The organism is Streptomyces sp. NPDC005017 (assembly GCF_042873115.1).
Taxonomy (GTDB): Bacteria; Actinomycetota; Actinomycetes; order Streptomycetales; family Streptomycetaceae; genus Streptomyces.
This window is the reverse complement of sequence record NZ_JBIALD010000002.1, coordinates 98,830-122,853: the sequence shown is the minus strand read 5'-3', so window position 1 is coordinate 122,853 and position 24,024 is coordinate 98,830. Positions and strand designations below refer to the sequence as shown.

Below are 24,024 nucleotides of genomic sequence, written 5' to 3'. Positions count from 1 at the left end.
CACCCACGGGAGTGGCAATCGCCCCGGACCCCGCGGGTTGACGACAATGGTCTTGGCAAGGCTCTCGGGGAGGCATACGTTCATCCCTCTACGTCCCTGTTCTACGGGCGTAGAGGCGCTGACGTCCCGTCGAAGGAGCAGCTCATGGCGAACGTCGTCCGTGCCGCTCTGGTCCAGGCCACCTGGACCGGCGACACCGAGTCCATGGTCGCGAAACACGAGGAGCACGCCCGCGAGGCGGCCCGCCGGGGAGCCAAGGTCATCGGCTTCCAGGAAGTCTTCAACAGCCCCTACTTCTGCCAGGTCCAGGAACCCGAGCACTACCGCTGGGCCGAGCCGGTCCCGGACGGCCCCACCGTGAGCCGGATGCGGGAGCTGGCCCGCGAGACCGGCATGGTCGTCGTCGTGCCGGTGTTCGAGGTCGAGCAGTCGGGCTTCTACTACAACACCGCTGCCGTGATCGACGCCGACGGCACCTACCTAGGCAAGTACCGCAAGCACCACATCCCGCAGGTGAGGGGCTTCTGGGAGAAGTACTACTTCAAGCCCGGCAACCTCGGCTGGCCCGTCTTCGACACCGCCGTCGGCAAGGTCGGCGTCTACATCTGCTACGACCGCCACTTCCCGGAGGGCTGGCGGCAACTGGGGCTGAACGGTGCACAGTTGGTCTACAACCCGTCCGCCACCCACCGAGGCCTGTCCTCCTATCTGTGGCGCCTGGAGCAGCCCGCGGCCGCCGTCGCCAACGAGTACTTCGTCGCCGCCATCAACCGGGTCGGCGTGGAGGAGTACGGCGACAACGACTTCTACGGCACCTCGTACTTCGTCGACCCGCGCGGGCAGTTCGTCGGCGAGGCCGCCAGCGACAGCAAGGAGGAACTCGTCGTCCGCGACCTCGACTTCGACACCATCGAAGAGGTCCGGCAGCAGTGGGCCTTCTACCGGGACCGCCGCCCCGACGCCTACGAAGGGCTGGTGCAGCCGTGACCGACGACCTGCTGGGCCGACACCGCCGCGTGCTCCCCGACTGGCTCGCCCTCTACTACGAGGACCCGCTGGAGATCACCCACGGCGAGGGCCGGTACGTCTGGGACGCGGCCGGCAGACGCTACCTGGACTTCTTCGGCGGCATCCTCACCACCATGACCGCGCACGCCCTGCCGGAGATCACCAAGGCGGTGAGCGAACAGGCCGGACGGATCATCCACTCCTCCACGCTCTACCTCAACCGGCCGATGGTCGAACTCGCCGAGCGCATCGCCAAGCTGAGCGGCATCCCGGACCCGAGGGTGTTCTTCACCACCTCCGGCACCGAGGCCAACGACACCGCCCTGCTGCTCGCCACGACGTACCGGCGCAGCAACACCGTCCTGGCGATGCGCAACAGCTACCACGGCCGCTCGTTCAGCGCGGTCGGCGTCACCGGCAACCGGGGCTGGTCACCGACCTCGCTGTCCCCGCTCCAGACGCTCTACGTCCACGGCGGTGTGCGCACCCGCGGGCCCTACGCGGCCCTGAACGACCGGGAGTTCGTCGCCGCCTGCGTCGAGGACCTCCAGGACCTGCTCGGCCACACCCGTGCCCCCGCCGCGCTGATCGCCGAGCCGATCCAGGGGGTCGGCGGCTTCACCTCACCGCCCGACGGCCTCTACGCCGCCTTCCGGGAGGTCCTGGCCCAGCGCGGCGTCCTGTGGATCGCCGACGAGGTGCAGACCGGCTGGGGCCGCACGGGCGAGCACTTCTGGGGCTGGCAGGCGCACGCCAAGGCCGGACCGCCCGACATCGTCACCTTCGCCAAGGGCATCGGCAACGGCATGTCCATCGGCGGCGTCATCGCCCGCTCCGAGATCATGAACTGCCTGGACGCCAACAGCATCTCCACCTTCGGCGGCACCCAGATCACCATGGCGGCCGGCCTCGCCAACCTCAACTACCTGCTGGAGCACGACCTCCAGGGCAACGCCCGCCGGGTCGGCGGACTGCTCATCGAGCGGCTGCGGGCCGTCGGCGCGCAGATCCCGGCCGTGCGCGAGGTCCGCGGCCGCGGGCTGATGATCGGCATCGAGCTGGCCCGCCCCGGCACCGACGAGGCCGACCCGCAGGCCGCGTCGGCCGTCCTGGAGGCGGCCCGCGAGGGCGGACTGCTCATCGGCAAGGGCGGCGGCCACAACACCAGCGCCCTGCGGGTCGCCCCGCCGCTCTCCCTGACCGTCGCGGAGGCCGAGGAGGGAGCCGCGATCCTCGAACGCGCTCTGAGGAGCATCCGCTAGCAGCACGTGAGTTGAGGGAGCGCCGCCGATGACCATCGCCCTGGAGTCCCTGGAACCCGCCCTGTCGGTCCGTCAGGTGCTCGGCCTGGAACGGGTGCTCGCCGGGGAGCCCGAGGTGGTGGCCGGGGCTGGCCATCTCGACCGGCCGGTGCGCTGGGTGCACGTCGCCGAGGCCGCCGACGTCGGGGTGATGCTCTCCGGCGGGGAGATGGTCCTCACCACCGGTGTGCTGCTCGCCGGTGACGAGCACAAACAGGCCGAGTACATCCGCTCCCTGCACCGCGCGGAGGCCGCCGCCGTGGTCCTCGGACTCGGCCGCGCCTTCCCCGCGCCGCCGGACGTGATGCGCCGGGCCGCCGAACGCTGCGGACTGCCCCTGGTCGTTTTGCACCGGCCCTTCCCCTTCGCCGAACTCACCGAGGAGGTCCAGTCCCGGCTGGTCCGGCGGAAGTTCGCCGCCGTCAGCCTCTCCGAGGCCGTACGCACCGCGCTCACCGGCCTCATCACGGCCGGGGCGCCCCTGCAACGGCTGCTGGACGAGGTCGCCCAGCACAGCGGCTGCCCCGTCGTCGTCACCAACCTCGCCCACCGGGTGCTGGCCACCGCGGGGGAGCGGCCCGCCGTCGACGACGTCCTGCGCGACTGGGAGCGCATCGCCCGGCAGGCCGGCGGACGCGAGGGCGACGGCTGGATCCGCGCCGAACTCGGCGGCCGCGGCGAGCGCTGGGGCCGCCTCGTGCTGTGCGGCTTCCGCGGGGACACCGCCGCCGGACGCCTCCTCACCGACCGCGCCGCCGAGGCCCTCGTCCTGCACCGCATGCTCGGCGGCACCGCGGCCTCCTGGGAGGAGCAGTCCGCGCAGAGCCTGCTCACCGACCTGGTCTCCGGCGTCGTCCCCCCACGGCAGCTGCTGCCGCGGGCGCGGGCCGCCGGACTGCCGGTCAACCGCCGTACGTTCGTCCCGCTCGTGGTGCGCGGGCCGGATCGCGAGCGGCTCGACCGGGTGCTGCGGCTGATCGGTCTGCCGGGCCTGGTCGCCGAACTCGCCGACGACGCCACGGCCGTCCTGCTCAGCCTCGCCCGAGACCAGGACGCCGAGACGCTCACCGGGCACTTCGCGGCCCGGCTGCGGCAGGAGGGCCCGGTGGCCGTGGTGGCCGCCGCCGCGCCCCGCCCCGACTGGGACGACGTCCCCGCGGGGCTGCGCGAGGCCCGGCACGTCGCGGACGCCGTCGCGGGCTCCGCCCTCGAACCGCCGCCGGTCGTCCGTCTGAAGGACGTCCATCTGCGCGGCCTCGTCCGGCTGCTGCGCGACGACCCGCATGTGCAGTCCTTCGCCGAGCGGGAGCTGGCCGGACTGCTGCGCGCCGCGGACGAGGACCTGCTGGCCGTGCTGCGCACCTATCTGGCCACCGGCCGCAACAAGTCCCTGACCGCGCAGCTCCATCACGTCTCCCGGCCCGCCCTCTACCGCCGGCTGGAGGCGATACAGGCCCGGCTCGGTGCCGACCTCGACGACTTCGAGCAGGCGGCCTCGGTGCACATCGCGCTCCTCGCGCATGACGCGCAACAGGGGTGAAACATGCGACGACCTGGGAAAACGGTGAGGAAACATGGGGTCGGTCAAGGGTGACACGGTGCCACGCCGCACCCCCGCAGACGTGACACGGTGCAACTCAAAGCGGACGCGCGGACTTTCTAGGCTCACCGGACACCGAGCTACCGGAGGTCCCGATGAGCCGAGTGATCCGCGCCGCCGTCTTCCAGACCGCCTGGACGGGCGACAAGGAGTCGATGATCCGGGTGCACGAGCAGGCGGCCCGCGACGCCGCCGCCCAGGGCGCCCAAGTCCTGTGTTTCCAGGAACTGTTCTACGGACCGTACTTCTGCCAGGTGCAGGACCCGGCGTTCTACGAGTACGCCGAGCAGATCCCCGAGGGTCCGATCGTGCGCCGCTTCCAGGCCCTCGCGAAGGAGCTGGGCCTCGTCCTGGTGCTGCCCATGTACGAGGAGGAGCAGCCGGGTGTCCTCTACAACACCGCGGCCGTGATCGACGCCGACGGCTCCTACCTCGGCAAGTACCGCAAGACCCACATCCCCCAAGTGCGCGGCTTCTGGGAGAAGTTCTACTTCCGCCCCGGCAACAGCGGCTGGCCCGTCTTCGACACCGCCGTCGGCAGGGTCGGTGTCTACATCTGCTACGACCGCCACTTCCCCGAGGGCTGGCGGGCCCTGGGCCTCGCGGGCGCCGAGCTCGTCTTCAACCCCTCCGCCACCTCGCGCGGCCTGTCCGGCTACCTCTGGCAGCTGGAACAGCCCGCGGCGGCCGTGGCCAACGAGTACTTCGTCGGCGCGATCAACCGGGTCGGCGTGGAGGAGTACGGCGACAACGACTTCTACGGCACCTCGTACTTCGTGGACCCCGAGGCCCGGTTCGTCGGCGAGGTCGCCAGCGACAAGGAACCCGAACTGGTCGTCAGGGACCTGGACATGGGCAAGCTCCGGGAGGTCAGGGACCGCTGGCAGTTCTACCGCGACCGCGCCCCGGGCGCCTACGGCCCGCTCACAGCTCCCTGACAAGAGACCCGGACGGCAACACCCGCAAGGGGCGCGGGGCCCTGTTCCCCGTGCGGCTGCCGCCGCGTGAGCGCGACCAGCCACAGACAACCGGCAGACGCAATCCGTGAGGAGCGAGCAATGAGCCGTAGCGTCATCCGAGGCGGCCTCGTCATCACCGCATCCGACGAACTCCACGCCGACGTCCTGATCGAGGACGGCCGCATCGCCGCCCTCGCAGCCACCGGCACCCCCGCCGCGGAGGCCTTCACCGCGGACACGACGTTCGACGCCACGGGAAAGTACGTCGTCCCCGGCGGCGTCGACGTCCACACCCATATGGAGCTGCCCTTCGGCGGCACCTCCGCCTCCGACACCTTCGAGACCGGCACCCGCGCGGCCGCGTGGGGCGGTACGACCACGATCGTCGACTTCGCCGTGCAGAGCGTCGGCCAGTCCCTGCGCGAGGGCCTGGACGCCTGGCACGCCAAGGCGGAGGGCAACTGCGCCATCGACTACGGCTTCCACATGATCGTCTCCGATGTGAACCAGGGGACGCTCAAGGAGATGGACCACCTCGTGGAGGAGGGCGTCACCTCCTTCAAGCAGTTCATGGCCTACCCGGGCGTCTTCTACAGCGACGACGGCCAGATCCTGCGCGCCATGCAGCGCTCCGCCGAGAACGGCGGACTGATCATGATGCACGCGGAGAACGGCATCGCGATCGACGTCCTCGTCGAACAGGCCCTGGCCCGCGGCGAGACCGACCCGCGCTACCACGGTGAGGTCCGCAAGGCCCTGCTGGAGGCCGAGGCGACCCACCGGGCGATCAGGCTCGCCCAGGTCGCCGGAGCCCCGCTGTACGTCGTGCACGTCTCCGCCATGGAGGCGGTCGCGGAACTGGCCAAGGCGCGCGACGAAGGCCTCAACGTCTTCGGCGAGACCTGCCCGCAGTATCTGTTCCTGTCCACGGACAACCTCGCCGAGCCGGACTTCGAGGGCGCGAAGTACGTGTGCTCGACCCCGCTGCGGCCCAGGGAGCACCAGTCCGTGCTTTGGCGGGGCCTGCGCACCAACGACCTCCAGGTCGTCTCCACCGACCACTGCCCGTTCTGCTTCGTCGGCCAGAAGGAACTGGGCCGGGGCGACTTCTCGAAGATCCCCAACGGCCTGCCGGGCGTGGAGAACCGCATGGACCTGCTCCACCAGGCCGTGCTCGACGGACACATCTCGCGCCGCCGCTGGATCGAGATCGCCTGCGCGACCCCGGCCCGCATGTTCGGCATGTACCCGAAGAAGGGCACCATCGCGCCGGGCGCCGACGCCGACGTCGTGATCTACGACCCGCACGCCGAGCAGGTGCTCTCCGCCGGGACGCACCACATGAACGTCGACTACTCGGCGTACGAGGGCAGGCGGGTCGGCGGCCGGGTCGAGACGGTGCTCTCGCGCGGGGTGCCCGTCGTCACCGAGCGGGAGTACACCGGCCGTGCCGGGCACGGCGTCTACACCCCGCGTTCCACCTGTCAGTACCTCAACTAGGAGTGGAGCAGATGGACTTCGGACTCGTTCTCCAGACCGACCCGCCGGCCTCGCGGGTCGTCAGCCTGATGAAGCGCGCCGAGCGCAACGGCTTCTCGTACGGCTGGACCTTCGACTCCGCCGTGCTCTGGCAGGAGCCGTTCGTGATCTACAGCCAGATCCTCGCGAACACGACCCGGCTGAAGGTCGGACCGATGGTGACCAACCCCGGCACCCGCACCTGGGAGGTCACCGCCTCCACCTTCGCCACCCTCAACGACATGTTCGGCAACCGCACCGTGTGCGGCATCGGCCGCGGTGACTCGGCCATGCGGGTGGCCGGCCGCAAGCCCAACACCCTCGCCCGGATCAGCGAGGCCATGAAGGTCATCCGCGCGCTCGGCAGCGGGCAGGAGGCCGACCTAGGCGGCACGGTCGTCCGCTTCCCCTGGATCAAGCCGGGCGCCGAACTGCCCGTGTGGATGGCCGCGTACGGCCCCAAGGCGCTGAGGATGACCGGCGAGGAGGCCGACGGCTTCATCCTCCAGCTCTCCGACCTCTACCTCACCGAGTACATGGTCAAGGCGGTGAAGCAGGCCGCCGCGGACGCCGGACGCGACCCGGACTCGGTCACCGTCTGTGTCGCCGCGCCCGCCTATGTCACCGCCGACGACTCGCCCGAGGCGCTCGCCCACGCCCGCGAGCAGTGCCGCTGGTTCGGCGGCATGGTCGGCAACCACGTGGCCGACCTGGTCGCCAAGTACGGCGAGCACTCGGCGCAGGTCCCCGACGAACTCACCGAGTACATCAAGTCCCGCGAGGGCTACGACTACGCGCACCACGGCCGCTCCGACAACCCCGACACCCAGTTCGTGCCCGACGAGATCGTCGACCGGTTCTGCGTCGTCGGGCCCGTCGAGAAGCACATCGAGAAGCTGAACGCGCTGCGCGAACTGGGTGTCGACCAGTTCGCCGTGTACGACATGCACGACGCGCAGGAGACCGTGATCGACGCGTACGGCTCCCAGGTGATCCCGGCCGTCAACGGCTGATCCCTCCCCGGACTCCCCCTTCCCGCCGTCCCGGGAAGGGGGCCAGGGCGCATCCGCGCCCCGGGCCGCCGACGTCGCGCGGCCCCGCGCACCCCCCTCGGCGCCACCCGCACGGCCTCTCCCGTCCCACCTCGTCCGATTGGCCTGCCCATGACCGACACCGCTCCCACGGCCATACCGCCGACCACCCAAGTCACCCTCGCCGACGGGCGCGTGGAGATCGCCCCGGACTCCCCGCCGCCGAGCGGCCGCTTCGCCAACGAGGACCTGCTCCCGGTCCCCGTGGCGCGGCGCACCTGGACGACGTACAACTTCTCCGCGCTGTGGGTCGGCATGGCCCACAACACCGCCTCCTGGACGCTCGCCTCCGGGCTGATCGCCGTCGGCATGGACTGGAAGCAGGCGGTGCTCACCATCGCCCTCGCCAATGTGATCGTGCTCGTCCCGATGCTGCTCACCGGGCACGCCGGCCCCAAGTACGGCATCCCCTTCCCGGTGTTCGCACGGGCCTCCTTCGGCATCCGCGGCGCCAACCTCCCCGCTGTCGTACGGGCGTTGGTGGCCTGCGGCTGGTTCGGCATCCAGACCTGGATCGGCGGCGAGGCGATCTACTTCCTCGCCGGGAAGCTGATCGGCGAGGGCTGGACGGACGCCGCGAAGGTCGGCGGCCACGCCTGGACGATGTGGCTGTCCTTCGCCGTCTTCTGGGCGATCCAGGTCGCCATCATCTACCGGGGCATGGAGACCATCCGCCGCTTCGAGAACTGGGCGGCGCCCTTCGTGCTGGTCGGCGCGTTCGTGATGCTGTGGTGGATGAGCAGCAAGGCGGGAGGCCTCGGCCCGCTGTTCGACCAGCCCTCCCGGCTCGGCTGGGGCGGCGACTTCTGGAAGCTGTTCTGGCCCGCCCTGATGGGCATGATCGGCTTCTGGTCCACGCTGTCGCTGAACATCCCCGACTTCACCCGCTACGGCAGGAGCCAGAAGGCGCAGACCCGGGGGCAGGCCCTGGGCCTGCCCACCACCATGACGCTGTTCGCGTTCCTGTCCGTGCTCGTCACCTCCGGCTCGCAGGCCGTCTACGGCGAACCCATCTGGGACCCGGTGCAGTTGGCGGCGAAGACCGACAACACGGTGGGCCTGCTGTTCGCCCTGGTGACCGTGCTGGTCGCGACCCTGTCCGTCAACGTGGCCGCCAACCTGGTCTCCCCGGCCTTCGACTTCTCCAACATCGCGCCCAGGAGGATCAGTTTCCGGGCCGGGGCGCTCGCCACCTGTGTCCTCGGCGTGCTGATCTTCCCGTGGAAGCTGTACTCCGACCCGCAGGGCTACATCTTCACCTGGCTCGGCCTGGTCGGCGGACTGCTCGGCACGGTCGCGGGCATCCTCATCGCCGACTACTGGATCCTGCGCCGCTCCCGCCTCGACCTGGTCGAGCTGTACCGCGAGGGCGGCCGCTACTGGTACGAGGGCGGCTGGAACTGGCGGGCCGTCGTCGCCTTCCTGACGGGCGGTGTCCTGGCGGTCGGCGGGGCCACCTTCAAACCGCTGATCGACGGCCGGCCCGTCCCCGCGCTGGAGCCGCTCGCCGACTACGGCTGGGCCGTCGGACTCGGCACGTCGATGGCGCTGTACCTGCTGCTGATGCTGACGACCGGACGGCAACACACCGCCCGCTGACGGCAGTCCGCCGGAGAACGGCTCAGGCCCCGCCGTTCTCCAGCGCGGCCGTCGCCTCCTTGGCCGCCTTGATGGCGCCCTTGTTGATCTCGTCCGTGCTGGGCGCGTCCTTCGACTCGAAGTCGCTGCCCGTGTAGGTGACGACGACCAGCGCGTTGTGCGTCCGGGCCAGCACCATGCCCTCGCGGCTCTTCTGGCCGTCCTCGGTGGTGAGGTTGACGACGGAGTAGCCCGCGTCCCCGAGACCGGGGACCTCGCCGCCGCCCTTCGCCTTCTCCACCCGTCCCCGGTACGACTTCTCCGCCGCCGCGTCCGAGTCCATCACCTCGAAGGACACGTCGAGCCAGCGGTAGTCGTAGCCGTCGAGCGCGTTCCAGGAACAGGTGCGGCGCACCTTGGAGTCCGTGGACTTGATCTCCTTGCCGGCCGTCTTCGCGCTGGGCACCAGCGAGGTGATCGTCTTCTTCGCCAGGCTCGTGCAGGGCGCGGGCGAGGTGGCGTACGTGCGGGGCGCGGTCGACGCGGACGACTCGGAGGCCGACTGCGTGCCCGTCTTCCGGCTGGGCGTGTCCTTGGCGGCCGCCGCGGTCTCGGGGCCGGACGTGAGGACCCAGCCGGCGCAGGCGAGTACCGCGACGGGGGTCAGTCGGGCGGTGAGGGCGAGCGGCAGAGGAAGAGAACGCACGGCGCACTTTTCGTGGGGGACGGTGCGGAAGCGGTCCGCACAGCGGACGGGGACGCCAGTGTCACACGACTGGCAGTGGGGCGGAAGTGCCAACTCGCTCCGTACGCGGCCGGTGACGGGGGCGAGTTACCGGCGGGTATTCTGTCCGGTTATGTCCCTGCGGTGGGAAGGGGCGTGCCGTCGCGGCGACGTGAGTTGCCCGGGCCGGCGACCCGCCCCGGTGGCGCTTCCGTCGAGGTTCCGGTGACCCGGTCAGGGCGCCTTCGGGTGCGGTTCGGGCGAGTTGTCCGTTTCGGTGAACCCGCGCCCTGGTCCCCCTCGTGGCCAGCCCTGGTGATCCGCACCTGTGATTCCCGCTCGCGGCCCGCCCGGGTGGTCCGCCTCCTGGCTCCCTTCGCGGCCCGCCCCGGTGATCCGCACCGGTGATTCGCGCTCGTGGCCCGCCCCGGTGATCCGCACCCGTGATTCGCCCTCGTGGCCCGCCCGGCGATCCCTCCCCGCGCCGGACCGCCGTCGTTACGATCACCCGGTCCGTCGCCGCACCGTAGGGGAGTCCGCCCGTGTTCACCACACGTCCCACCCTCCAGGGCACCTTCGGCATGGTGTCCTCCACGCACTGGCTGGCCTCGCAGTCGGCGATGGCCGTGCTGGAGGACGGCGGCAACGCCTTCGACGCGGCCGTGGCGGGCGCCTTCGTGCTGCACGTGGTCGAGCCCCATCTCAACGGCCCCGCGGGCGAGGTCCCCATCCTGCTCGCCCCGGCCGGCGGCGAGGTGCGGGTGCTGTGCGGACAGGGCGTCGCCCCGGCCGGGGCCAGCGCGGCGCACTACCGGGGGCTCGGACTGGACCTGGTCCCCGGCACCGGCCCGCTCGCCGCCGCCGTGCCCGGCGCCTTCGACGCCTGGATGCTGCTGCTGCGCGACCACGGCACCAAGGGCCTCGACGACGTCCTCGAGTACGCCGTCGGCTACGCGGAGCACGGCCACGCACCCGTGGAGAACGTCGGCGCGACCGTGGAGTCCGTACGCGAACTCTTCGAGACCGAGTGGACCTCCTCCGCCGAGGTCTACCTCCCCGGCGGCCGGGCGCCCCGCCCCGGCGAGCTGCTGCGCAACCCCGCCCTCGCCACCACCTGGAAGCGGCTGCTCGCCGAGACCGCCGGAGCCGGGGACCGCGAGGCGCGGATCGAGGCCGCCCGCGAGGTGTGGCGCACGGGCTTCGTCGCCGAGGCGCTGCTGCGCCAGTCGGCCCGGCCCACCCTCGACACCAGCGGACGGCGCCACACGGGCACGCTCACGGCGGCCGACCTGGCCGGCTGGTCCGCCTCCTACGAGTCGCCGGTGACCTACGACTGGAACGGCTGGACCCTGTGCAAGGCGGGCCCCTGGAGCCAGGGCCCCGTCCTCCTCCAGCAGCTCGCGCTGCTCCCGCGGCGGCTGCCGCCCTACGGTTCCGAGGCGTATGTGCACCTCCTGGTCGAGGGCTGCAAGCTCGCCATGGCCGACCGTGAGGCGTGGTACGGCGACGCCGCCGAGGTGCCGCTCGCGGAGCTGCTGTCGGAGGCGTACAACGCCGGGCGGCGCGAGCTGATCGGTGACTCGGCGTCGTACGAACTGCGACCCGGGGCGCCGGGCGGCCGGGAGCCGCGGCTGAGCGGCCACGCGCGCGTGGCCGTGACGGAGCCGCCCGGCTTCAGCCCGATGGGCGTGGGGGAGCCGACGGTCGCGGGCTTCGATCCGGCGGGCGGGCCGGTGGGCGGGCCTGGGAGGGCGGGCGTACGGCCGCCGGGTGAGCCCTCCGTCGCCGCCGACGGAGGCACCCGTGGCGACACCTGCCACCTGGACGTGGTCGACCGCTGGGGCAACATGGTCGCGGCCACGCCCAGCGGCGGCTGGCTCCAGTCCAACCCCGTCGTCCCCGAACTCGGCTTCCCGCTCGGCACCCGGCTCCAGATGGCCTGGCTGGAGGAGGGCCTGCCGAACACCCTGACGCCCGGCCGGCGTCCCCGTACGACCCTCACGCCGTCCCTGGCGCTGCGCGACGGTGTGCCGGTGATGGCGTTCGGCACGCCCGGCGGGGACCAGCAGGACCAGTGGCAGCTGCACTTCTTCCTGGCCGTCGCGCTACGGGCCCCGGTGCGTGGCGGGCTCGACCTCCAGGGCGCGATCGACGCCCCGAACTGGCACAACGACTCCTTCACCGGTTCCTTCTACCCGCGCGGGATGCGGCCCGGCAGCCTGACGGTGGAGTCCCGGACGCCGCCGGAGGTCGTGGCCGGGCTCCGGCGGCGCGGTCATGACGTCACCGTCGGTGACGCCTGGTCGGAGGGGCGGCTGTGCGCGGTGGCGCGGGACCCGCGGACGGGAGTGCTGTCGGCGGCGGCGAACGCACGGGGCATGCAGGGGTACGCGGTCGGGCGGTGAGCGGGGGTGAGCGGCGGACCCCCAGTGGCGGATCCCGGACCCGGCCGGGCGAGGGCGTGAGCCCCCTCACCCGGTATTCATCGCAATTCTGCTGGTAGTTCACGAAACGGGCAGGGATTGTCAGTGGTCCGTGCTCTTATGGGGGACATGATCGAAGACACGGAAACCATCGACGAGTTTCTCGCGCGCCGCTCGGCCGACGTGGAGGAGGCGGTCCGCAAGGCCGCCGCGGCCGAGATCATGCCCCGCTTCCGGCAGCTCGGTGCCCACGAGATCGACCAGAAGAGCGGCCCGCACGACCTGGTGACGGACGCCGACCGCGAGGCCGAGCGGTATCTCACCGAGGCCCTCACCCGTCTGCTGCCCGGCTCCGTGGTGGTCGGCGAGGAGGCGGTGCACGCCGACCCGGCGACCTACGAGGCGATACGCGGCGACGCGCCGGTGTGGATCGTCGACCCGGTCGACGGGACACGGCAGTTCGTGCACGGCGACGACGGCTTCTGCACCCTGGTCGCCCTCGCCCGGCACGGCGTCCTGCTCGCCTCCTGGACGTACGCCCCCGCCCGCGACCAACTCGCCACCGCCGTAAGGGGCCGGGGCGCGTACCTCGACGGGGAGCGGCTGCTCGCCGGACCGCCCGCGGCTCGCAGCCCGCTGCGGATAGCCACCTCGCATCCGGACTACACGACGGACGAGCAGAAGCGGGCCCTGCTCGGGGTGTGGGCCGCCAGCACGGCCCCGCGCCCGTGCGGTTCCGCGGGCCTGGAGTATCTCGCCCTCGCACGCGGCGAGTTGGACGCCATCGCCTTCTCCTGGGAAGCGGCCTGGGACCACGCGGCGGGCCTGCTGCTGGTCGAGGAGGCGGGCGGCGCCCACCTCACGCTGACCGGCGAGCCCTTCCGTGTCACGGGCGGCAACACCCTGCCCTTCACGGCCGCCCGGGACGCCGCGACGGCCCGGACCGTGCGCGACCTGCTGGCGGGTGCGGCCTGACGAGGGACGACCCGGCCCACGCGTCCGGCACCCGGCCGGACGCCGAGGGCCGGGCCGGTACCGCCGCGCGGAGCGGAACCCCGGCCTCCTGAGACCGTCGCGATGCACGGAGTCCGCACCGGGCATGCAGGGGGCGCCCCGGGCACGGGTGTTGTCAGCGCCGCGGCATATCCTGAACCCTGGGGCCTGTCGTCACCTTCCCGTCCGCCTCGCGACGCCCTGCACGCTCCCCCGCTTCGTGGGAGGTGCCCCCACCCGCCGCACCGGGCGAAAGCCCAAGCACGTCCAGTACGAGGACTCCCGCCCGGCACTCCCCCGGAGGGGGGACCCCCAGAGCACGCACCGGACGCCGCGAGGCCGCCCTTCGGGCGACGACGGGAAGGTGACGACAGGCCCCGGCAAGACCGTCCGCTGACGAAGGGGTCAGAAGGTGCCGTCCATGTTCGATGCCGTCGTGGTGGGTGCGGGGCCGAACGGGCTCACGGCCGCCGTCGAGCTGGCTCGCCGCGGCTTCTCCGTGGCCCTGTTCGAAGCACGCGACACCGTCGGCGGGGGCGCCCGCACCGAGGAACTGACCCTGCCCGGATTCCGCCACGATCCGTGCTCGGCCGCACACCCGCTGGGTATCAGCTCACCCGCGTTCCGCGCCCTGCCGCTGGAGGAGCACGGGCTGCGCTGGCTGCACTCCGAACTGCCCATGGCGCATCCCTTCCCCGACGGCAGCGCCGCGGTCCTCGCCCGGTCCGTCGCCGAGACCGCCGCCTCGTTCGGACCGCGTGACGCGGGCGCCTACCGCCGGCTGGTCCAGCCGTTCCTGCCGCACTGGGACACCCTGGTGCGCGACTTCATGTCCCTGCCGCTGACCGCGCTGCCCCGCGACCCGGTCACCCTCGCCCGCTTCGGACTGCTGGGCCTGCCGCCGTCCACCTGGCTGACCCGCCGCTTCCGGGACGAGCGCGCCAAGGCCCTGATCGCGGGCCTGGTCGCCCATGTCATCGCCCCGCTGAACGGCCTCGCGACCGGCGCGATCGGCCTCGTCTTCGCGCTCGCCGCGCACGCCCGCGGCTGGCCCGTCGCCGAGGGCGGCTCACAGTCGATCTCCGACGCGCTGGCCTCCCTGCTGCGGGCCCACGGCGGCACCATCCACACGGACTACGAGGTCAAGCGGCTCGACGACCTGCCGCCCGCACGCGCCTACGTCTTCGACACCTCGCCCACCGCCCTCGCCCGGATCGCGGGCCTCGGCGACCGCTACGACCGCTACCGCTACGGCGCCGCCGTCTTCAAGATCGACTACGCCCTGGACGGCCCGGTGCCGTGGACCGCGCCCGAGGCCCGCGCCGCCACCACGGTCCAGGTCGGCGCGAGCGCCACCGAGATCGACACCGCCCTGCACGCCGCCGCCCGCGAGGGACGGGCGCCCGAGGTGCCGTTCCTGATCACCGTGCAGCCCGGAGTCGTCGACCCCACCCGCGCCCCGGCGGGCAAGCACGTCTTCTGGGCGTACTGCCATGTGCCCAACGGCTGGAAGGGCGACCTCACGGACGCCATGGAACGCCAACTGGAGCGTTTCGCCCCGGGCTTCCGCGACCGCGTCCTCGCCCGCGCGATCGCCGGCCCGCCCGAACTCGCCGCCCGCAACGCCAACTACGTCGGCGGCGACATCGCCACCGGCGCGTTCACCGGCCTCCAGTCACTGCTGCGCCCCCGCCCCTCCCTGCGGCCGTACAGCACCCCGCACCCGGCCGTCTTCATCTGCTCCTCGGCGACGCCGCCCGGCCCCGGTGTGCACGGCATGTCCGGGCACAACGCGGCGAAGGCGGTCTGGAGACGGCTCCGCCAGGCGTGAGGGGCACCCCCGACCGGCCGGAACACACCGGGAGAAGGCCACCATGACCACCATCGAGCTCGTCCAGGGCGACATCACCGACCAGACCGTCGACGCGATCGTCAACGCCGCCAACTCCTCCCTGCTCGGCGGCGGAGGCGTCGACGGCGCCATCCACCGCCGCGGCGGCCCCGCCGTCCTGGAGGACTGCCGCCGCCTGCGCGCCGGCCACTACGGCAAGGGCCTGCCCACCGGCCAGGCCGTCGCGACGACCGCCGGCGAGCTGGACGCCCGGTGGGTCATCCACACCGTCGGCCCCGTGTTCAGCCGCGAGGAGGACCGCTCAGCCCTCCTCGCGTCCTGCTACCGCGAATCCCTCCGCGTCGCCGACGAACTCGGCGCCCGTACCGTCGCCTTCCCCGCCGTCTCCGCCGGCATCTACGGCTGGCCCCTCGACGACGCGGCCCGCATCGCGCTCGAGACGGTCCGCGGCACGGACACCTCCGTCGACGAGGTCCGCTTCGTGCTGTTCGACGAGCAGGCGTACAACGCCTTCGCGAAGCAGGCCGGTTGAGAGCGGCTCAACACGCCCCGGGCCTGTCCGGCAGGTCCCCGTCACCACCCCGGCACGGGCGGCAGCGGCCAGCCCGGCGGCTTCGGCAGCGGGGCCGGGTGGACGCCGGACGCCGGGGCACGGCCGGCGAGCCAGGCCAGGAGGACGTGCCCCGGTGCGGCCGGACTCGGGCCGTGCGGGGAGAGCCGCCAGGTGCGGCCGAGGTCGGTCGCCTCGACGGTGCCCAGGGCGAAGCCGCGGGCGGCGAGGGACCGCAGGGTGTCGTCCAGCGCCCAGGTGACGTAGGAGGCGGGCCACTCCGCGCTGCCGTAACCGGCGTCGAGGTCGGCGTGATGCGTCTCCAGCTCGCGCCGGCAGCGGTGCAGGGTGAACCAGGCGGGGTGCCGCCAGCCCGCCAGCGCGGTCACCAGAGCCTCCCAGGCGGGCTCCGGCAGCGTCCGCGCCCGGACGACGAAGCGGTCCACGCTCGTGCGCAGATCGGCCAGCAGCTCGTCGGCGGGCAGTGCGACCGCGCTCGCCGTCGCCTCGGCGAGGGCCGTGGCGTCCGCCCGTGTGCCGGAGCCGCCGCTCTCCGCCTCGTCCAGCAGACGGATGTACGCCTCGGCGCCGCGGGCCACGTGCGCGAGGACGTGGGCGCGGCTCCAGCCCGCGAGGGCGGACGGGGCGCGCAGCCGCTCCTCGTCGAGCCGGGCGGCGGTCGCGAGGAAGCGGTCGGCGGAACGGACCACGTCCGAGAGAAGAGCGGGGACGGCCGCACTGGTCACAGGTGCTCCCGGTGGACGGCGGGGACGAACACCCGGGCGTCCGCACCAGCTCGTGGATCATGAACGGACAGGTTCCCACACCGAGGAACTGCGCCACCGGCGGAACGGGCGACAATGGAAGGCGACGCCCCCCTCCACCCAGGAGGTGCCCATGTCCCGGCAGATACGTGACGTGATGTCGCCCGGCACCGCGGCCGTCGAACCGATGACCACGGTCGCACGGGCCGCACGGCTGATGAGCGAGCAGGACATCGGCGATGTGCTGGTGGCCTACGACTGCGACCTGTTCGGTGTGCTGACGGACCGGGACATCGCCGTCCGGGTCGTCGCGGAGGGCCGCGATCCGCAGGCCACCACGGTCGGCTCGGTGTGCACCCGGCCGCCGGTGGTGACGCTGTCGCCCGAGGACAGCACCGACCGCGCGGCCGAGCTGATGCGGCTGCACTCCGTGCGCCGGCTGCCCGTCGTCGAGCACGGCGGCTGCCCGGTGGGCATGGTCACGCTCGGCGACCTGGCCGCCGCCGACGACCCGCACTCCGCGCTGGCGGACATCAGCCGGGCGGTCCCCAACCACTGAGAGGGTGATCACCTTTGGTGGAGCTGTGTGGCGGTGAGCGGGGCCGGACGAAACAATCTGAGGCGCACCAGGCGGTCACCCCGCTCTCACCTCACCGAGCGGTCACCCCGCTCCCACTTCACCGAAGAGGACCACCATGAACGAGCAGGACGAGCACTTCGACGTCGTCGTACTCGGAGCGGGCCCCGGCGGGTACGTCGCCGCCGTGCGCGCCGCCCAGCTCGGGAAGACGGTCGCCGTCGTGGAGGAGAAGTACTGGGGAGGCGTCTGTCTGAACGTCGGCTGCATCCCCACCAAGGCCCTGCTGCGCAACGCCGAACTGGCGCACATCTTCACCCGCGAGGCGAAGACCTTCGGCATCAAGGTGGACGGCACGGTCTCCTTCGACTACGGCGAGGCGTTCCGGCGCAGCCGCAAGGTCGCGGACGGCCGGGTCAAGGGCGTCCACTACCTGATGAAGAAGAACAAGATCAAGGAGTTCGACGGCCGGGGCACCTTCCTCGACGCGAACACCCTCCAGGTCGCGGGCTACGACGGCGACACCCGCACCATCGGCTTCACCGACTGCGTCATCGCCACCGGCGCCACCCCGAAGCTGCTGCCGGGCACCAAGCGCAGCGCGCGCGTGGTGACGTACGAGGAGCAGATCCTCGCCGACGACCTGCCGGAGTCGATCGTGATCGCGGGCGCGGGCGCGATCGGCATCGAGTTCGCCTACGTCCTGCACAACTACGGCGTGAAGGTCACCGTCGTCGAGTTCCTGGACCGCATGGCCCCGCTGGAGGACGCCGAGGTCTCGGCCGAACTGGCCAAGCAGTACCGCAAGCTGGGCATCGACGTGCTGACCTCCACCCGCGTGGACGCCATCGACGAGTCCGGCCCCACGGTGCGCGTCACGGTCACCGGCAAGGACGGCGCCCAGCAGGTGCTGGAGGCCGACAAGGTGCTCCAGGCGATCGGTTTCGCGCCGAACGTGGAGGGCTTCGGCCTGGACAAGACCGGTGTACGCCTCACCGAGCGCGGCGCGATCGACGTCGACGGCCGCTGCCGTACGTCCGTGCCGCACATCTACGCCATCGGTGACGTGACCGCCAAGCTGATGCTCGCGCACACCGCCGAGGCCATGGGCGTGATCGCCGCCGAGACGCTCGCGGGCGCCGAGACGATGGAACTCGACTACGCGATGATCCCGCGCGCCACCTACTGCCAGCCGCAGATCGCCAGCTTCGGCTACACCGAGGCCCAGGCCCGGGAGCTCGGCTACGACGTGAAGGTCGCCAAGTTCCCCTTCACCGCGAACGGCAAGTCGCACGGCCTCGGCGACACCACCGGCTTCGTCAAGCTGATCAGCGACGCGAAGTACGGCGAGCTGATCGGCGGCCACCTCATCGGCCCCGACGTCACCGAGCTGCTGCCGGAGCTGACCCTGGCCCAGCAGTGGGACCTCACCGTCCACGAGGTCGCCCGCAACGTGCACGCCCACCCGACCCTGGGCGAGGCCGTCAAGGAGGCCGTCCACGGCCTCGCGGGACACATGATCAACATGTGAGACGGGGCGGGGCCGTTCACCCGAACGGCCCCGCAGCGCTCGCCGCCGCCGCTCCGGCGGGTTGTCCTTCTTGCGTCGGACGCACTCCGGCGCACAGGAGGGAGCCGCCATGGCGGACGGCGAGGCCCCGCAGGGCCGCGGCGAGAGCGAACTGGATCGTCTGCACGCTCGTATCGCGGCGCTGGAGGCCGAACGGGTCCGTCCGCAGCACCACCGCGTGCGGGCCTTCTTCTCCGTGGTGCTCATCTTCCTCGGCTGTGTCCTCGCCCCGCTGAGCCTGGTCGCGGCCTGGACCTCCAGCATCGTCGGCGACACCGGCCGCTACGTCGACACCGTCGCCCCGCTCGCCTCCGACGAGGACGTGCAGAACGCGGTGGCGAACCGGGTCACCGACGCGGTGATGAAGTACCTGGACCTGCCCTCTCTGCTGTCGGACGTGGCTCCGCCGGACCGGCCGCTGGTCGACAAGGCCCTCGGCAAGGTGGGCGACTCGCTGGAGAGCGCGGTCAAGAGCTTCGTGCACGACAAGGCCGAGGCGGTGGTCGCCTCCGACGCCTTCGAACGGATCTGGACCGAGGCCAACCGCCGTATCCACGGCGCCGTGGACGAGGCGCTGACCGGCGGCGGCGACGGCACCGTGCAGCTCAACAACGACACGGTCACCGTGGACCTCGGACCCGTCGTGGAGCAGGTCAAACAGCGACTGGTCGACTCCGGCCTCACGGTCGCCTCGAACATCCCCGAGATCCACACCAGCATCACCGTCGTGAAGTCCGACGACATCGGCAAGATCAAGACGTACTTCCGGCTGCTCCAGCTGCTCGGCTTCTGGCTGCCCGTCATCTCGGTCCTGCTGGTCGCCGCCGGTGTGTTCCTGTCCACCCACCGCCGCAAGGTCCTGGTCGCCGCGGCCCTGTGCTTCGCCTTCGCGGCACTGGTGCTCGGCGTCGCCCTCACGGTCTTCCGGGGCGTGTACCTGGACGCCCTGCCGTCCGGGGTGAACCAGCCGGCCGCCGGGTCGGTGTACGACACGCTGATCCGCTATCTGCGGGCCGCGGTGCGGATGGTGGTGACGCTGGGCATCGTGGTCGCGCTCGCCGCCTGGCTGTCCGGGCCGGGCCGCTGGGCGACCGGGCTGCGGAACATGTGGCATTCCGGTATCCGCGCGGTCCGCTCCAGCGCCGACCGGCTGGGCATGCGCACCGGCCCCGTGGGCCCGTTCGTGCACCGCTACCGCACCTGGATCACCTGGATCCTCGTCGCGGCCGCCGTGCTCGCCTTCGTCCTGTGGTCGTACCCGACGGGCTGGGTCATCTTCGGCCTGGCGCTCGGCCTGCTGTTCGCGCTGACCGTCGTCGACTTCCTGGCCGAGGACGACGCCCCCGGCCCGGGCACCCCGGGCGACGGCGGCGGGCAGGGTGAGGCGGACGACAAGGGCGGACCGGGCCCGGCGAGCGGACCGGCCGACGGGACCAGGGAAGGCGGGACCAGGGAAGGCGTCGCGTCATGAGCGGACAGACGGCACAGCCCGGCGGCGAGCCGGAGGGCGAGGTCGGCGACGCCTGGACCGCGCCGAAGCGGGAGCGGCCGTCCGCCGACCCCGGCGAGCGCACCCCCTGGGTCTCGGGCGGAGTCCTCTTCGCGGGCGTCCTGATGCTCTGCAACGGCGTCCTCGCCGTCCTCCAGGGCATCGCGGCCGTCGCCGACGACGACGTGTACGGCCGGATCGGCTCCTACGTCTACGAGCTGGACCTCACCGGCTGGGGCTGGATCCACGTCGTCCTGGGCGTCCTCGTCGCGGTCACGGGCGGCGGCCTGCTGAAGGACGCCGTCTGGGCCCGGCCCGTGGGCATCTTCCTCGCCGCGCTCAGTCTGGTCGCCCAGTTCCTGTTCCTGCCGTACGCGCCGGTCTGGTCCATGATCATGATGGCCGTCGACGTGTTCGTCATCTGGGCCCTGGCCAGCCGTATGGAACACGCGGGGTGAGGCGCGGATGATCAGCAGACTCGACGGGATGCCGGACGGGGTCATCGGCTTCGAGGCGTCCGGGACGATCTCCGCGGAGGACTACCGCGACGCGGTCCTGCCCGCGCTCACCGAGGCCGCGAGCGGGGGCGAGGTACGGTTCCTGCTCGTCGTCGGCGACTTCGACGGCATGACCGGCGGCGCGGTCTGGGAGGACCTGAAGGTCGGCGTCGAGCACCTGCGCTCGTGGAAGCGCATCGCGCTGGTCACCGACATCGAGTGGATGACCCATCTCACCGCGATGTTCGGCTGGATGACGCCGGGGGAGACCAGGACCTTCCCTTCGGCGCGACGCGCGGAGGCGACCGCCTGGGTGGCGGGCTGAGGGTGCGGCGGGCGGGGGGGCCGTGGCGGGGGCCCTGCCGGCCTGCGTCGGGCACATGAAGCGACGGCCCTGCCCGCTAGCGCATGGCAGGCCCAGGACAGACGGGGTTGATGTCGGATTCTCGCCAGCCCCGCGGGTGCGCGTCCGGGATGCTGGACGCATGCAGAAGGCGATGCACACCGACCGGGAGAGCTGCGTGCGCGCGGTCCAGGGCAAGGACGCGCGGTTCGACGGATGGTTCTACACCGCGGTCCGCACCACCGGGATCTACTGCCGGCCCAGCTGTCCCGTGGTACCGCCCAAGCCGGAGAACATGGTGTTCTACCCGAGCGCGGCCGCCTGCCAGCAGTCCGGCTTCCGGGCCTGCAAGCGCTGCCGCCCCGACACCACCCCCGGCTCGCCCGAGTGGAACCGCCGGGCCGACCTGGTGGCCCGCGCCATGCGGCTCATCGCGGACGGCACGGTCGACCGCGACGGCGTCCCCGGCCTCGCCGCCCGGCTCGGCTACAGCGCCCGGCAGATCGAACGCCAGCTCCTGGCCGAGCTGGGCGCGGGCCCGCTCGCCCTGGCCCGCGCCCAGCGCGCCCAGACCGCCCGCCTGCTGATCGAGACCACCCAACTGCCCATGGCGGAGGTCGCGTTCGCCGCCGGGTTCGCCTCGATCCGCACCTTCAACGACACCGTCCGCGAGGTCTACGCCCTCACCCCGAGCCTGCTGCGCGACCGCGCGCCCCGCACCGGCGCCCAGAACGGCGCCCTCACCCTGCGCCTGCCGTTCCGCGCCCCGCTCAACCCCGACAACCTCTTCGGCCACCTCGCCGCGACCGCCGTACCCGGCGTCGAGGAGTGGCGCGACGGCGCCTACCGCCGCACCCTGCGCCTGCCGTACGGACACGGCGTCGTCGCGCTCACGCCGAAGCCGGACCACATCGGCTGCCGGCTCTCCCTCAGCGACCTGCGCGACCTGCCCGTGGCCATCAGCCGCTGCCGCCGCATGCTCGACCTCGACGCCGACCCGGCCGCCGTGGACGGCCAGTTGCGCGCCGACCCGGTGCTCCGGCCGCTGGTCGACAAGGCGCCCGGCCGCCGGGTGCCGCGCACCGTGGACGAGGCCGAGTTCGCCGTCCGCGCGGTCCTCGGACAGCAGGTCTCCACGGCCGCCGCCCGCACCCACGCCGCGCGCCTGGTCACCGCCCACGGCGACCCGGTCGAGGACCCCGAGGGCGGGCTGACCCACCTGTTCCCCACGCCCGCGGCGCTGGCCTCGGTCGACCCCGGGACGCTGGCGATGCCCCGCACCCGTCGCACCACGTTCACCACCCTGGTCGGGCGGCTCGCCGACGGCTCGCTCCACCTCGGCGTGGAGAGCGACTGGGCAGAGGCCCGCGCCCGGCTCCTCGAACTGCCCGGCTTCGGCCCCTGGACCGTCGACGTCATCGCCATGCGCGCCCTCGGCGACCCGGACGCCTTCCTGCCCACCGACCTCGGCATGCGCCGCGCCGCCCGGGAACTGGGCCTGCCCTCCACCCCGGCCGCCCTCACCGCCGCCGCGGCGGCCTGGCGCCCCTGGCGGGCCTACGCCGTCCAGTACCTGTGGGCGACCGACAGCCACCCGATCAACTTCCTGCCCGTATGAGGACGTTCACCATGAAGCAGCACTCCGTCATCGACAGCCCCTACGGCCTGCTCACCCTCGTCGCCGACGACGGTGTCCTGTGCGGCCTCTACATGACCGACCAGCGCCACCGTCCCGCCGAGGACACCTTCGGCACCTTCGACGACACCCTCTTCGCGGAGGCGGAGGAACAGCTCCAGGCCTACTTCGCGGGCGAGTTGAAGGAGTTCAACCTCGAACTGCGGCTGCACGGAACCCCGTTCCAGCGCTCGGTCTGGGAGCAGCTCGTCCGCATCCCCTACGGCGAGACCCGCAGCTACGGCCAGCTCGCCGACGCCCTCGGCAACCCCAACGCCTCCCGCGCGGTCGGCCTCGCCAACGGCAAGAACCCGGTCAGCCTCATCGTGCCCTGCCACCGCGTGGTGGGCGCCGACGGCAGCCTCACCGGATACGGCGGCGGCATCGCCCGCAAGCAGCGGCTGCTGGACTTCGAGCGAGGGGCGGTGCTCTTCTAGGGCCCGCGGGGCGGTACCGGCCTGGGGCAGCCTGCTGGGTGTACCGCTCCAGGGCGGCCCGCGGGGCGTACGGGCGCGGCGGCACGGGCGTCCCTCCCGTGACGCGCCCCGGATGCCCGGCTCCGCACGAAATGCGGCCCCTGCGGCGCGGTGGTGGAATGAGGCCGGGCGCCGATGGCGGTACCCCCGTGCCGTTCGCCTGTGAGGAGTCGCCATGAGTGACGACGTGGAGGAGATGGGGCCCGTCGACTACCTGGTCGTCGAGTTCCCCGGCAACCGGATGACCGGCGAGGGGCTGCCGCTGCTCGTCGATCTGGTCGATCGCGGCATCATCCGCGTCCTCGACCTCCTCTTCGTCCGCAAGGACGAGGACGGCTCGGTCGCCGTCGTGGAGCTGACCGACCTCGGTGACGAGGTGGACCTGTCCGTCTTCGAGGGAGCCTCCTCCGGCCTCATGGGCCAGGACGACCTCGACGAGGCGGGAGCCGTGCTCGAGCCGGGCAACTCCGCGGCGCTCCTCGTCTACGAGAACCTGTGGGCAGCGCCCCTGGCCCGTGCCCTGCGGCGCGGCGGGGCCCAGCTGGTGGCCAGCGGGCGTATCCCGGTCCAGGCACTGCTGGCCTCGCTGGAAGCCGTCGAGGAGACCCCGCCCGGGGCCGGCCCCACTGCAGCCTGACCGACGCACACCCTTGGGAGATGAGGGGACATGCCCGGACTGCTTCGCGGTGTCGCGCGCACCGCAGTCGTCGCCGGCACCGCCACGGCGGTGTCCAACCGTGTATCGCGCCGCCAGGCCGGCCGCTGGGCGCAGCAGAGCTACGAGCAGCAGCAGACCTACCAGCAGCAGCAACCCGCCGAACCGCCGCCGGCCGCCCAGCCGGACGACATGTCGAGCAAGCTCGACCAGATCAAGAAGCTGGGCGAACTGAAGGAACAGGGCCTGCTCAGCGAAGCGGAGTTCGCGGAGCAGAAGCGCCGCATCCTCGGCTGACACCGATCGGCCCACCGGGGGGGGGGGGGGGGGGGGCGCGCGGCGGGGGGGGGGGGGGGGGGGCGCCCCCCCCCCCGGGGGCCG

At 72.4% G+C, this 24,024-nt stretch carries 22 protein-coding genes; 20 read left to right on the top strand and 2 right to left on the bottom strand.

Annotation, left to right across the window (positions count from 1 at the left end; all coding sequences use genetic code 11):
- Positions 1–144 precede the first annotated feature (144 nt).
- From ACFYR0_RS03375 to ACFYR0_RS03345, 7 genes are all read left to right on the top strand, one after another.
- A complete protein-coding gene (locus ACFYR0_RS03375; protein ID WP_389321375.1) occupies positions 145–987 on the top strand; it encodes a nitrilase-related carbon-nitrogen hydrolase in 843 nt (280 codons plus the stop codon).
- Positions 984–2,270: an aspartate aminotransferase family protein gene (locus ACFYR0_RS03370; protein WP_389321373.1), complete on the top strand. Its 1,287-nt coding sequence runs from the start codon at positions 984–986 to the stop codon at positions 2,268–2,270. The genes ACFYR0_RS03375 and ACFYR0_RS03370 overlap by 4 nt, the downstream gene beginning before the upstream one ends.
- 28 nt (positions 2,271–2,298) lie before the next feature.
- Positions 2,299–3,849, top strand: a complete 1,551-nt coding sequence (locus ACFYR0_RS03365; RefSeq protein WP_389321371.1) for a PucR family transcriptional regulator — start codon at positions 2,299–2,301, stop codon at positions 3,847–3,849.
- Positions 3,850–4,004: 155 nt separating this feature from the next.
- Positions 4,005–4,847, top strand: a complete 843-nt coding sequence (locus ACFYR0_RS03360) for a nitrilase-related carbon-nitrogen hydrolase (protein ID WP_389321369.1) — start codon at positions 4,005–4,007, stop codon at positions 4,845–4,847.
- 120 nt (positions 4,848–4,967) lie between these two features.
- A complete protein-coding gene (gene hydA, locus ACFYR0_RS03355) occupies positions 4,968–6,368 on the top strand; it encodes a dihydropyrimidinase (RefSeq protein WP_389321367.1) in 1,401 nt (466 codons plus the stop codon).
- A gap of 11 nt (positions 6,369–6,379) precedes the next feature.
- The gene (locus ACFYR0_RS03350; protein ID WP_389321365.1) at positions 6,380–7,399 is read left to right on the top strand and encodes a TIGR03842 family LLM class F420-dependent oxidoreductase; all 1,020 of its coding nucleotides are present in this window, start codon (positions 6,380–6,382) and stop codon (positions 7,397–7,399) included.
- Between the two features lie 150 nt (positions 7,400–7,549).
- Complete coding sequence (locus tag ACFYR0_RS03345) at positions 7,550–9,076, top strand: NCS1 family nucleobase:cation symporter-1 (RefSeq protein ID WP_389321363.1); 1,527 nt, start codon at positions 7,550–7,552, stop codon at positions 9,074–9,076.
- Positions 9,077–9,098: 22 nt separating this feature from the next.
- Here ACFYR0_RS03345 and ACFYR0_RS03340 read toward each other — a convergent pair whose 3' ends face one another.
- A complete protein-coding gene (locus ACFYR0_RS03340) occupies positions 9,099–9,761 on the bottom strand; it encodes a hypothetical protein (RefSeq protein ID WP_389321361.1) in 663 nt (220 codons plus the stop codon).
- A 560-nt stretch (positions 9,762–10,321) separates the two neighbouring features.
- On the opposite strand from ACFYR0_RS03340, the gene ACFYR0_RS03335 reads away from it, so the two are divergent.
- The 4 genes from ACFYR0_RS03335 (at position 10,322) to ACFYR0_RS03320 (ending at position 15,579) form a co-directional block, all read left to right on the top strand.
- Entirely contained in the window at positions 10,322–12,184 is a 1,863-nt protein-coding gene (locus tag ACFYR0_RS03335) for a gamma-glutamyltransferase family protein (protein WP_389321359.1), read from the top strand.
- 147 nt (positions 12,185–12,331) lie between these two features.
- Positions 12,332–13,177, top strand: a complete 846-nt coding sequence (locus ACFYR0_RS03330; protein ID WP_389321357.1) for an inositol monophosphatase family protein — start codon at positions 12,332–12,334, stop codon at positions 13,175–13,177.
- 430 nt (positions 13,178–13,607) lie between these two features.
- Entirely contained in the window at positions 13,608–15,026 is a 1,419-nt protein-coding gene (locus tag ACFYR0_RS03325; protein WP_389321355.1) for a phytoene desaturase family protein, read from the top strand.
- A gap of 43 nt (positions 15,027–15,069) precedes the next feature.
- Positions 15,070–15,579, top strand: a complete 510-nt coding sequence (locus ACFYR0_RS03320) for an O-acetyl-ADP-ribose deacetylase (protein ID WP_389321353.1) — start codon at positions 15,070–15,072, stop codon at positions 15,577–15,579.
- A 41-nt stretch (positions 15,580–15,620) separates the two neighbouring features.
- Here the strand turns inward: ACFYR0_RS03320 and ACFYR0_RS03315 are convergent, their stop codons facing one another.
- A complete protein-coding gene (locus ACFYR0_RS03315; RefSeq protein WP_389321351.1) occupies positions 15,621–16,343 on the bottom strand; it encodes a maleylpyruvate isomerase family mycothiol-dependent enzyme in 723 nt (240 codons plus the stop codon).
- A 151-nt stretch (positions 16,344–16,494) separates the two neighbouring features.
- Here ACFYR0_RS03315 and ACFYR0_RS03310 point away from each other — a divergent pair, with 151 nt between their 5' ends.
- The 9 genes from ACFYR0_RS03310 (at position 16,495) to ACFYR0_RS03270 (ending at position 23,940) form a co-directional block, all read left to right on the top strand.
- Positions 16,495–16,920, top strand: a complete 426-nt coding sequence (locus tag ACFYR0_RS03310) for a CBS domain-containing protein (RefSeq protein WP_389321349.1) — start codon at positions 16,495–16,497, stop codon at positions 16,918–16,920.
- Positions 16,921–17,056: 136 nt separating this feature from the next.
- On the top strand, positions 17,057–18,469 hold the full coding sequence (lpdA, locus tag ACFYR0_RS03305; protein WP_389321347.1) for a dihydrolipoyl dehydrogenase: 1,413 nt from the start codon (positions 17,057–17,059) through the stop codon (positions 18,467–18,469).
- Between the two features lie 109 nt (positions 18,470–18,578).
- The gene (locus ACFYR0_RS03300; RefSeq protein ID WP_389321345.1) at positions 18,579–19,979 is read left to right on the top strand and encodes a hypothetical protein; all 1,401 of its coding nucleotides are present in this window, start codon (positions 18,579–18,581) and stop codon (positions 19,977–19,979) included.
- Positions 19,976–20,455 (top strand): hypothetical protein, encoded by a 480-nt coding sequence (locus ACFYR0_RS03295; RefSeq protein ID WP_389321343.1) that lies wholly within the window; start codon positions 19,976–19,978, stop codon positions 20,453–20,455. Before ACFYR0_RS03300 ends, ACFYR0_RS03295 begins: the two co-directional genes overlap by 4 nt.
- Before the next feature lie 7 nt (positions 20,456–20,462).
- Positions 20,463–20,819 carry an STAS/SEC14 domain-containing protein gene (locus ACFYR0_RS03290; protein ID WP_389321341.1) on the top strand — a complete coding sequence of 119 codons (357 nt, stop codon included), beginning with the start codon at positions 20,463–20,465 and terminating at the stop codon, positions 20,817–20,819.
- Between the two features lie 172 nt (positions 20,820–20,991).
- A complete protein-coding gene (locus tag ACFYR0_RS03285; RefSeq protein WP_389321963.1) occupies positions 20,992–22,455 on the top strand; it encodes an AlkA N-terminal domain-containing protein in 1,464 nt (487 codons plus the stop codon).
- An 11-nt stretch (positions 22,456–22,466) separates the two neighbouring features.
- Positions 22,467–22,949 carry a methylated-DNA--[protein]-cysteine S-methyltransferase gene (locus ACFYR0_RS03280; RefSeq protein ID WP_389321339.1) on the top strand — a complete coding sequence of 161 codons (483 nt, stop codon included), beginning with the start codon at positions 22,467–22,469 and terminating at the stop codon, positions 22,947–22,949.
- A 214-nt stretch (positions 22,950–23,163) separates the two neighbouring features.
- The gene (locus tag ACFYR0_RS03275) at positions 23,164–23,625 is read left to right on the top strand and encodes a DUF6325 family protein (protein ID WP_389321337.1); all 462 of its coding nucleotides are present in this window, start codon (positions 23,164–23,166) and stop codon (positions 23,623–23,625) included.
- 30 nt (positions 23,626–23,655) lie between these two features.
- Positions 23,656–23,940 (top strand): SHOCT domain-containing protein, encoded by a 285-nt coding sequence (locus ACFYR0_RS03270; protein WP_389321335.1) that lies wholly within the window; start codon positions 23,656–23,658, stop codon positions 23,938–23,940.
- The last annotated feature ends 84 nt before the right edge of the window (positions 23,941–24,024 follow it).

Excerpts from the sequence above, each read along its gene's own strand:
- ACFYR0_RS03375 (WP_389321375.1), top strand. The coding sequence starts at position 145 with ATGGCGAACGTCGTCCGTGCCGCTCTGGTCCAGGCCACCTGGACCGGC.
- ACFYR0_RS03270 (WP_389321335.1), top strand. The coding sequence starts at position 23,656 with ATGCCCGGACTGCTTCGCGGTGTCGCGCGCACCGCAGTCGTCGCCGGC.
- ACFYR0_RS03360 (WP_389321369.1), top strand. The coding sequence starts at position 4,005 with ATGAGCCGAGTGATCCGCGCCGCCGTCTTCCAGACCGCCTGGACGGGC.
- ACFYR0_RS03275 (WP_389321337.1), top strand. The coding sequence starts at position 23,164 with ATGAGTGACGACGTGGAGGAGATGGGGCCCGTCGACTACCTGGTCGTC.
- hydA (WP_389321367.1), top strand. The coding sequence starts at position 4,968 with ATGAGCCGTAGCGTCATCCGAGGCGGCCTCGTCATCACCGCATCCGAC.
- ACFYR0_RS03295 (WP_389321343.1), top strand. The coding sequence starts at position 19,976 with ATGAGCGGACAGACGGCACAGCCCGGCGGCGAGCCGGAGGGCGAGGTC.
- ACFYR0_RS03290 (WP_389321341.1), top strand. The coding sequence starts at position 20,463 with ATGATCAGCAGACTCGACGGGATGCCGGACGGGGTCATCGGCTTCGAG.
- ACFYR0_RS03310 (WP_389321349.1), top strand. The coding sequence starts at position 16,495 with ATGTCCCGGCAGATACGTGACGTGATGTCGCCCGGCACCGCGGCCGTC.
- ACFYR0_RS03280 (WP_389321339.1), top strand. The coding sequence starts at position 22,467 with ATGAAGCAGCACTCCGTCATCGACAGCCCCTACGGCCTGCTCACCCTC.
- ACFYR0_RS03320 (WP_389321353.1), top strand. The coding sequence starts at position 15,070 with ATGACCACCATCGAGCTCGTCCAGGGCGACATCACCGACCAGACCGTC.
- lpdA (WP_389321347.1), top strand. The coding sequence starts at position 17,057 with ATGAACGAGCAGGACGAGCACTTCGACGTCGTCGTACTCGGAGCGGGC.
- ACFYR0_RS03345 (WP_389321363.1), top strand. The coding sequence starts at position 7,550 with ATGACCGACACCGCTCCCACGGCCATACCGCCGACCACCCAAGTCACC.
- ACFYR0_RS03365 (WP_389321371.1), top strand. The coding sequence starts at position 2,299 with ATGACCATCGCCCTGGAGTCCCTGGAACCCGCCCTGTCGGTCCGTCAG.
- ACFYR0_RS03330 (WP_389321357.1), top strand. The coding sequence starts at position 12,332 with ATGATCGAAGACACGGAAACCATCGACGAGTTTCTCGCGCGCCGCTCG.
- ACFYR0_RS03350 (WP_389321365.1), top strand. The coding sequence starts at position 6,380 with ATGGACTTCGGACTCGTTCTCCAGACCGACCCGCCGGCCTCGCGGGTC.
- ACFYR0_RS03285 (WP_389321963.1), top strand. The coding sequence starts at position 20,992 with ATGCACACCGACCGGGAGAGCTGCGTGCGCGCGGTCCAGGGCAAGGAC.
- ACFYR0_RS03300 (WP_389321345.1), top strand. The coding sequence starts at position 18,579 with ATGGCGGACGGCGAGGCCCCGCAGGGCCGCGGCGAGAGCGAACTGGAT.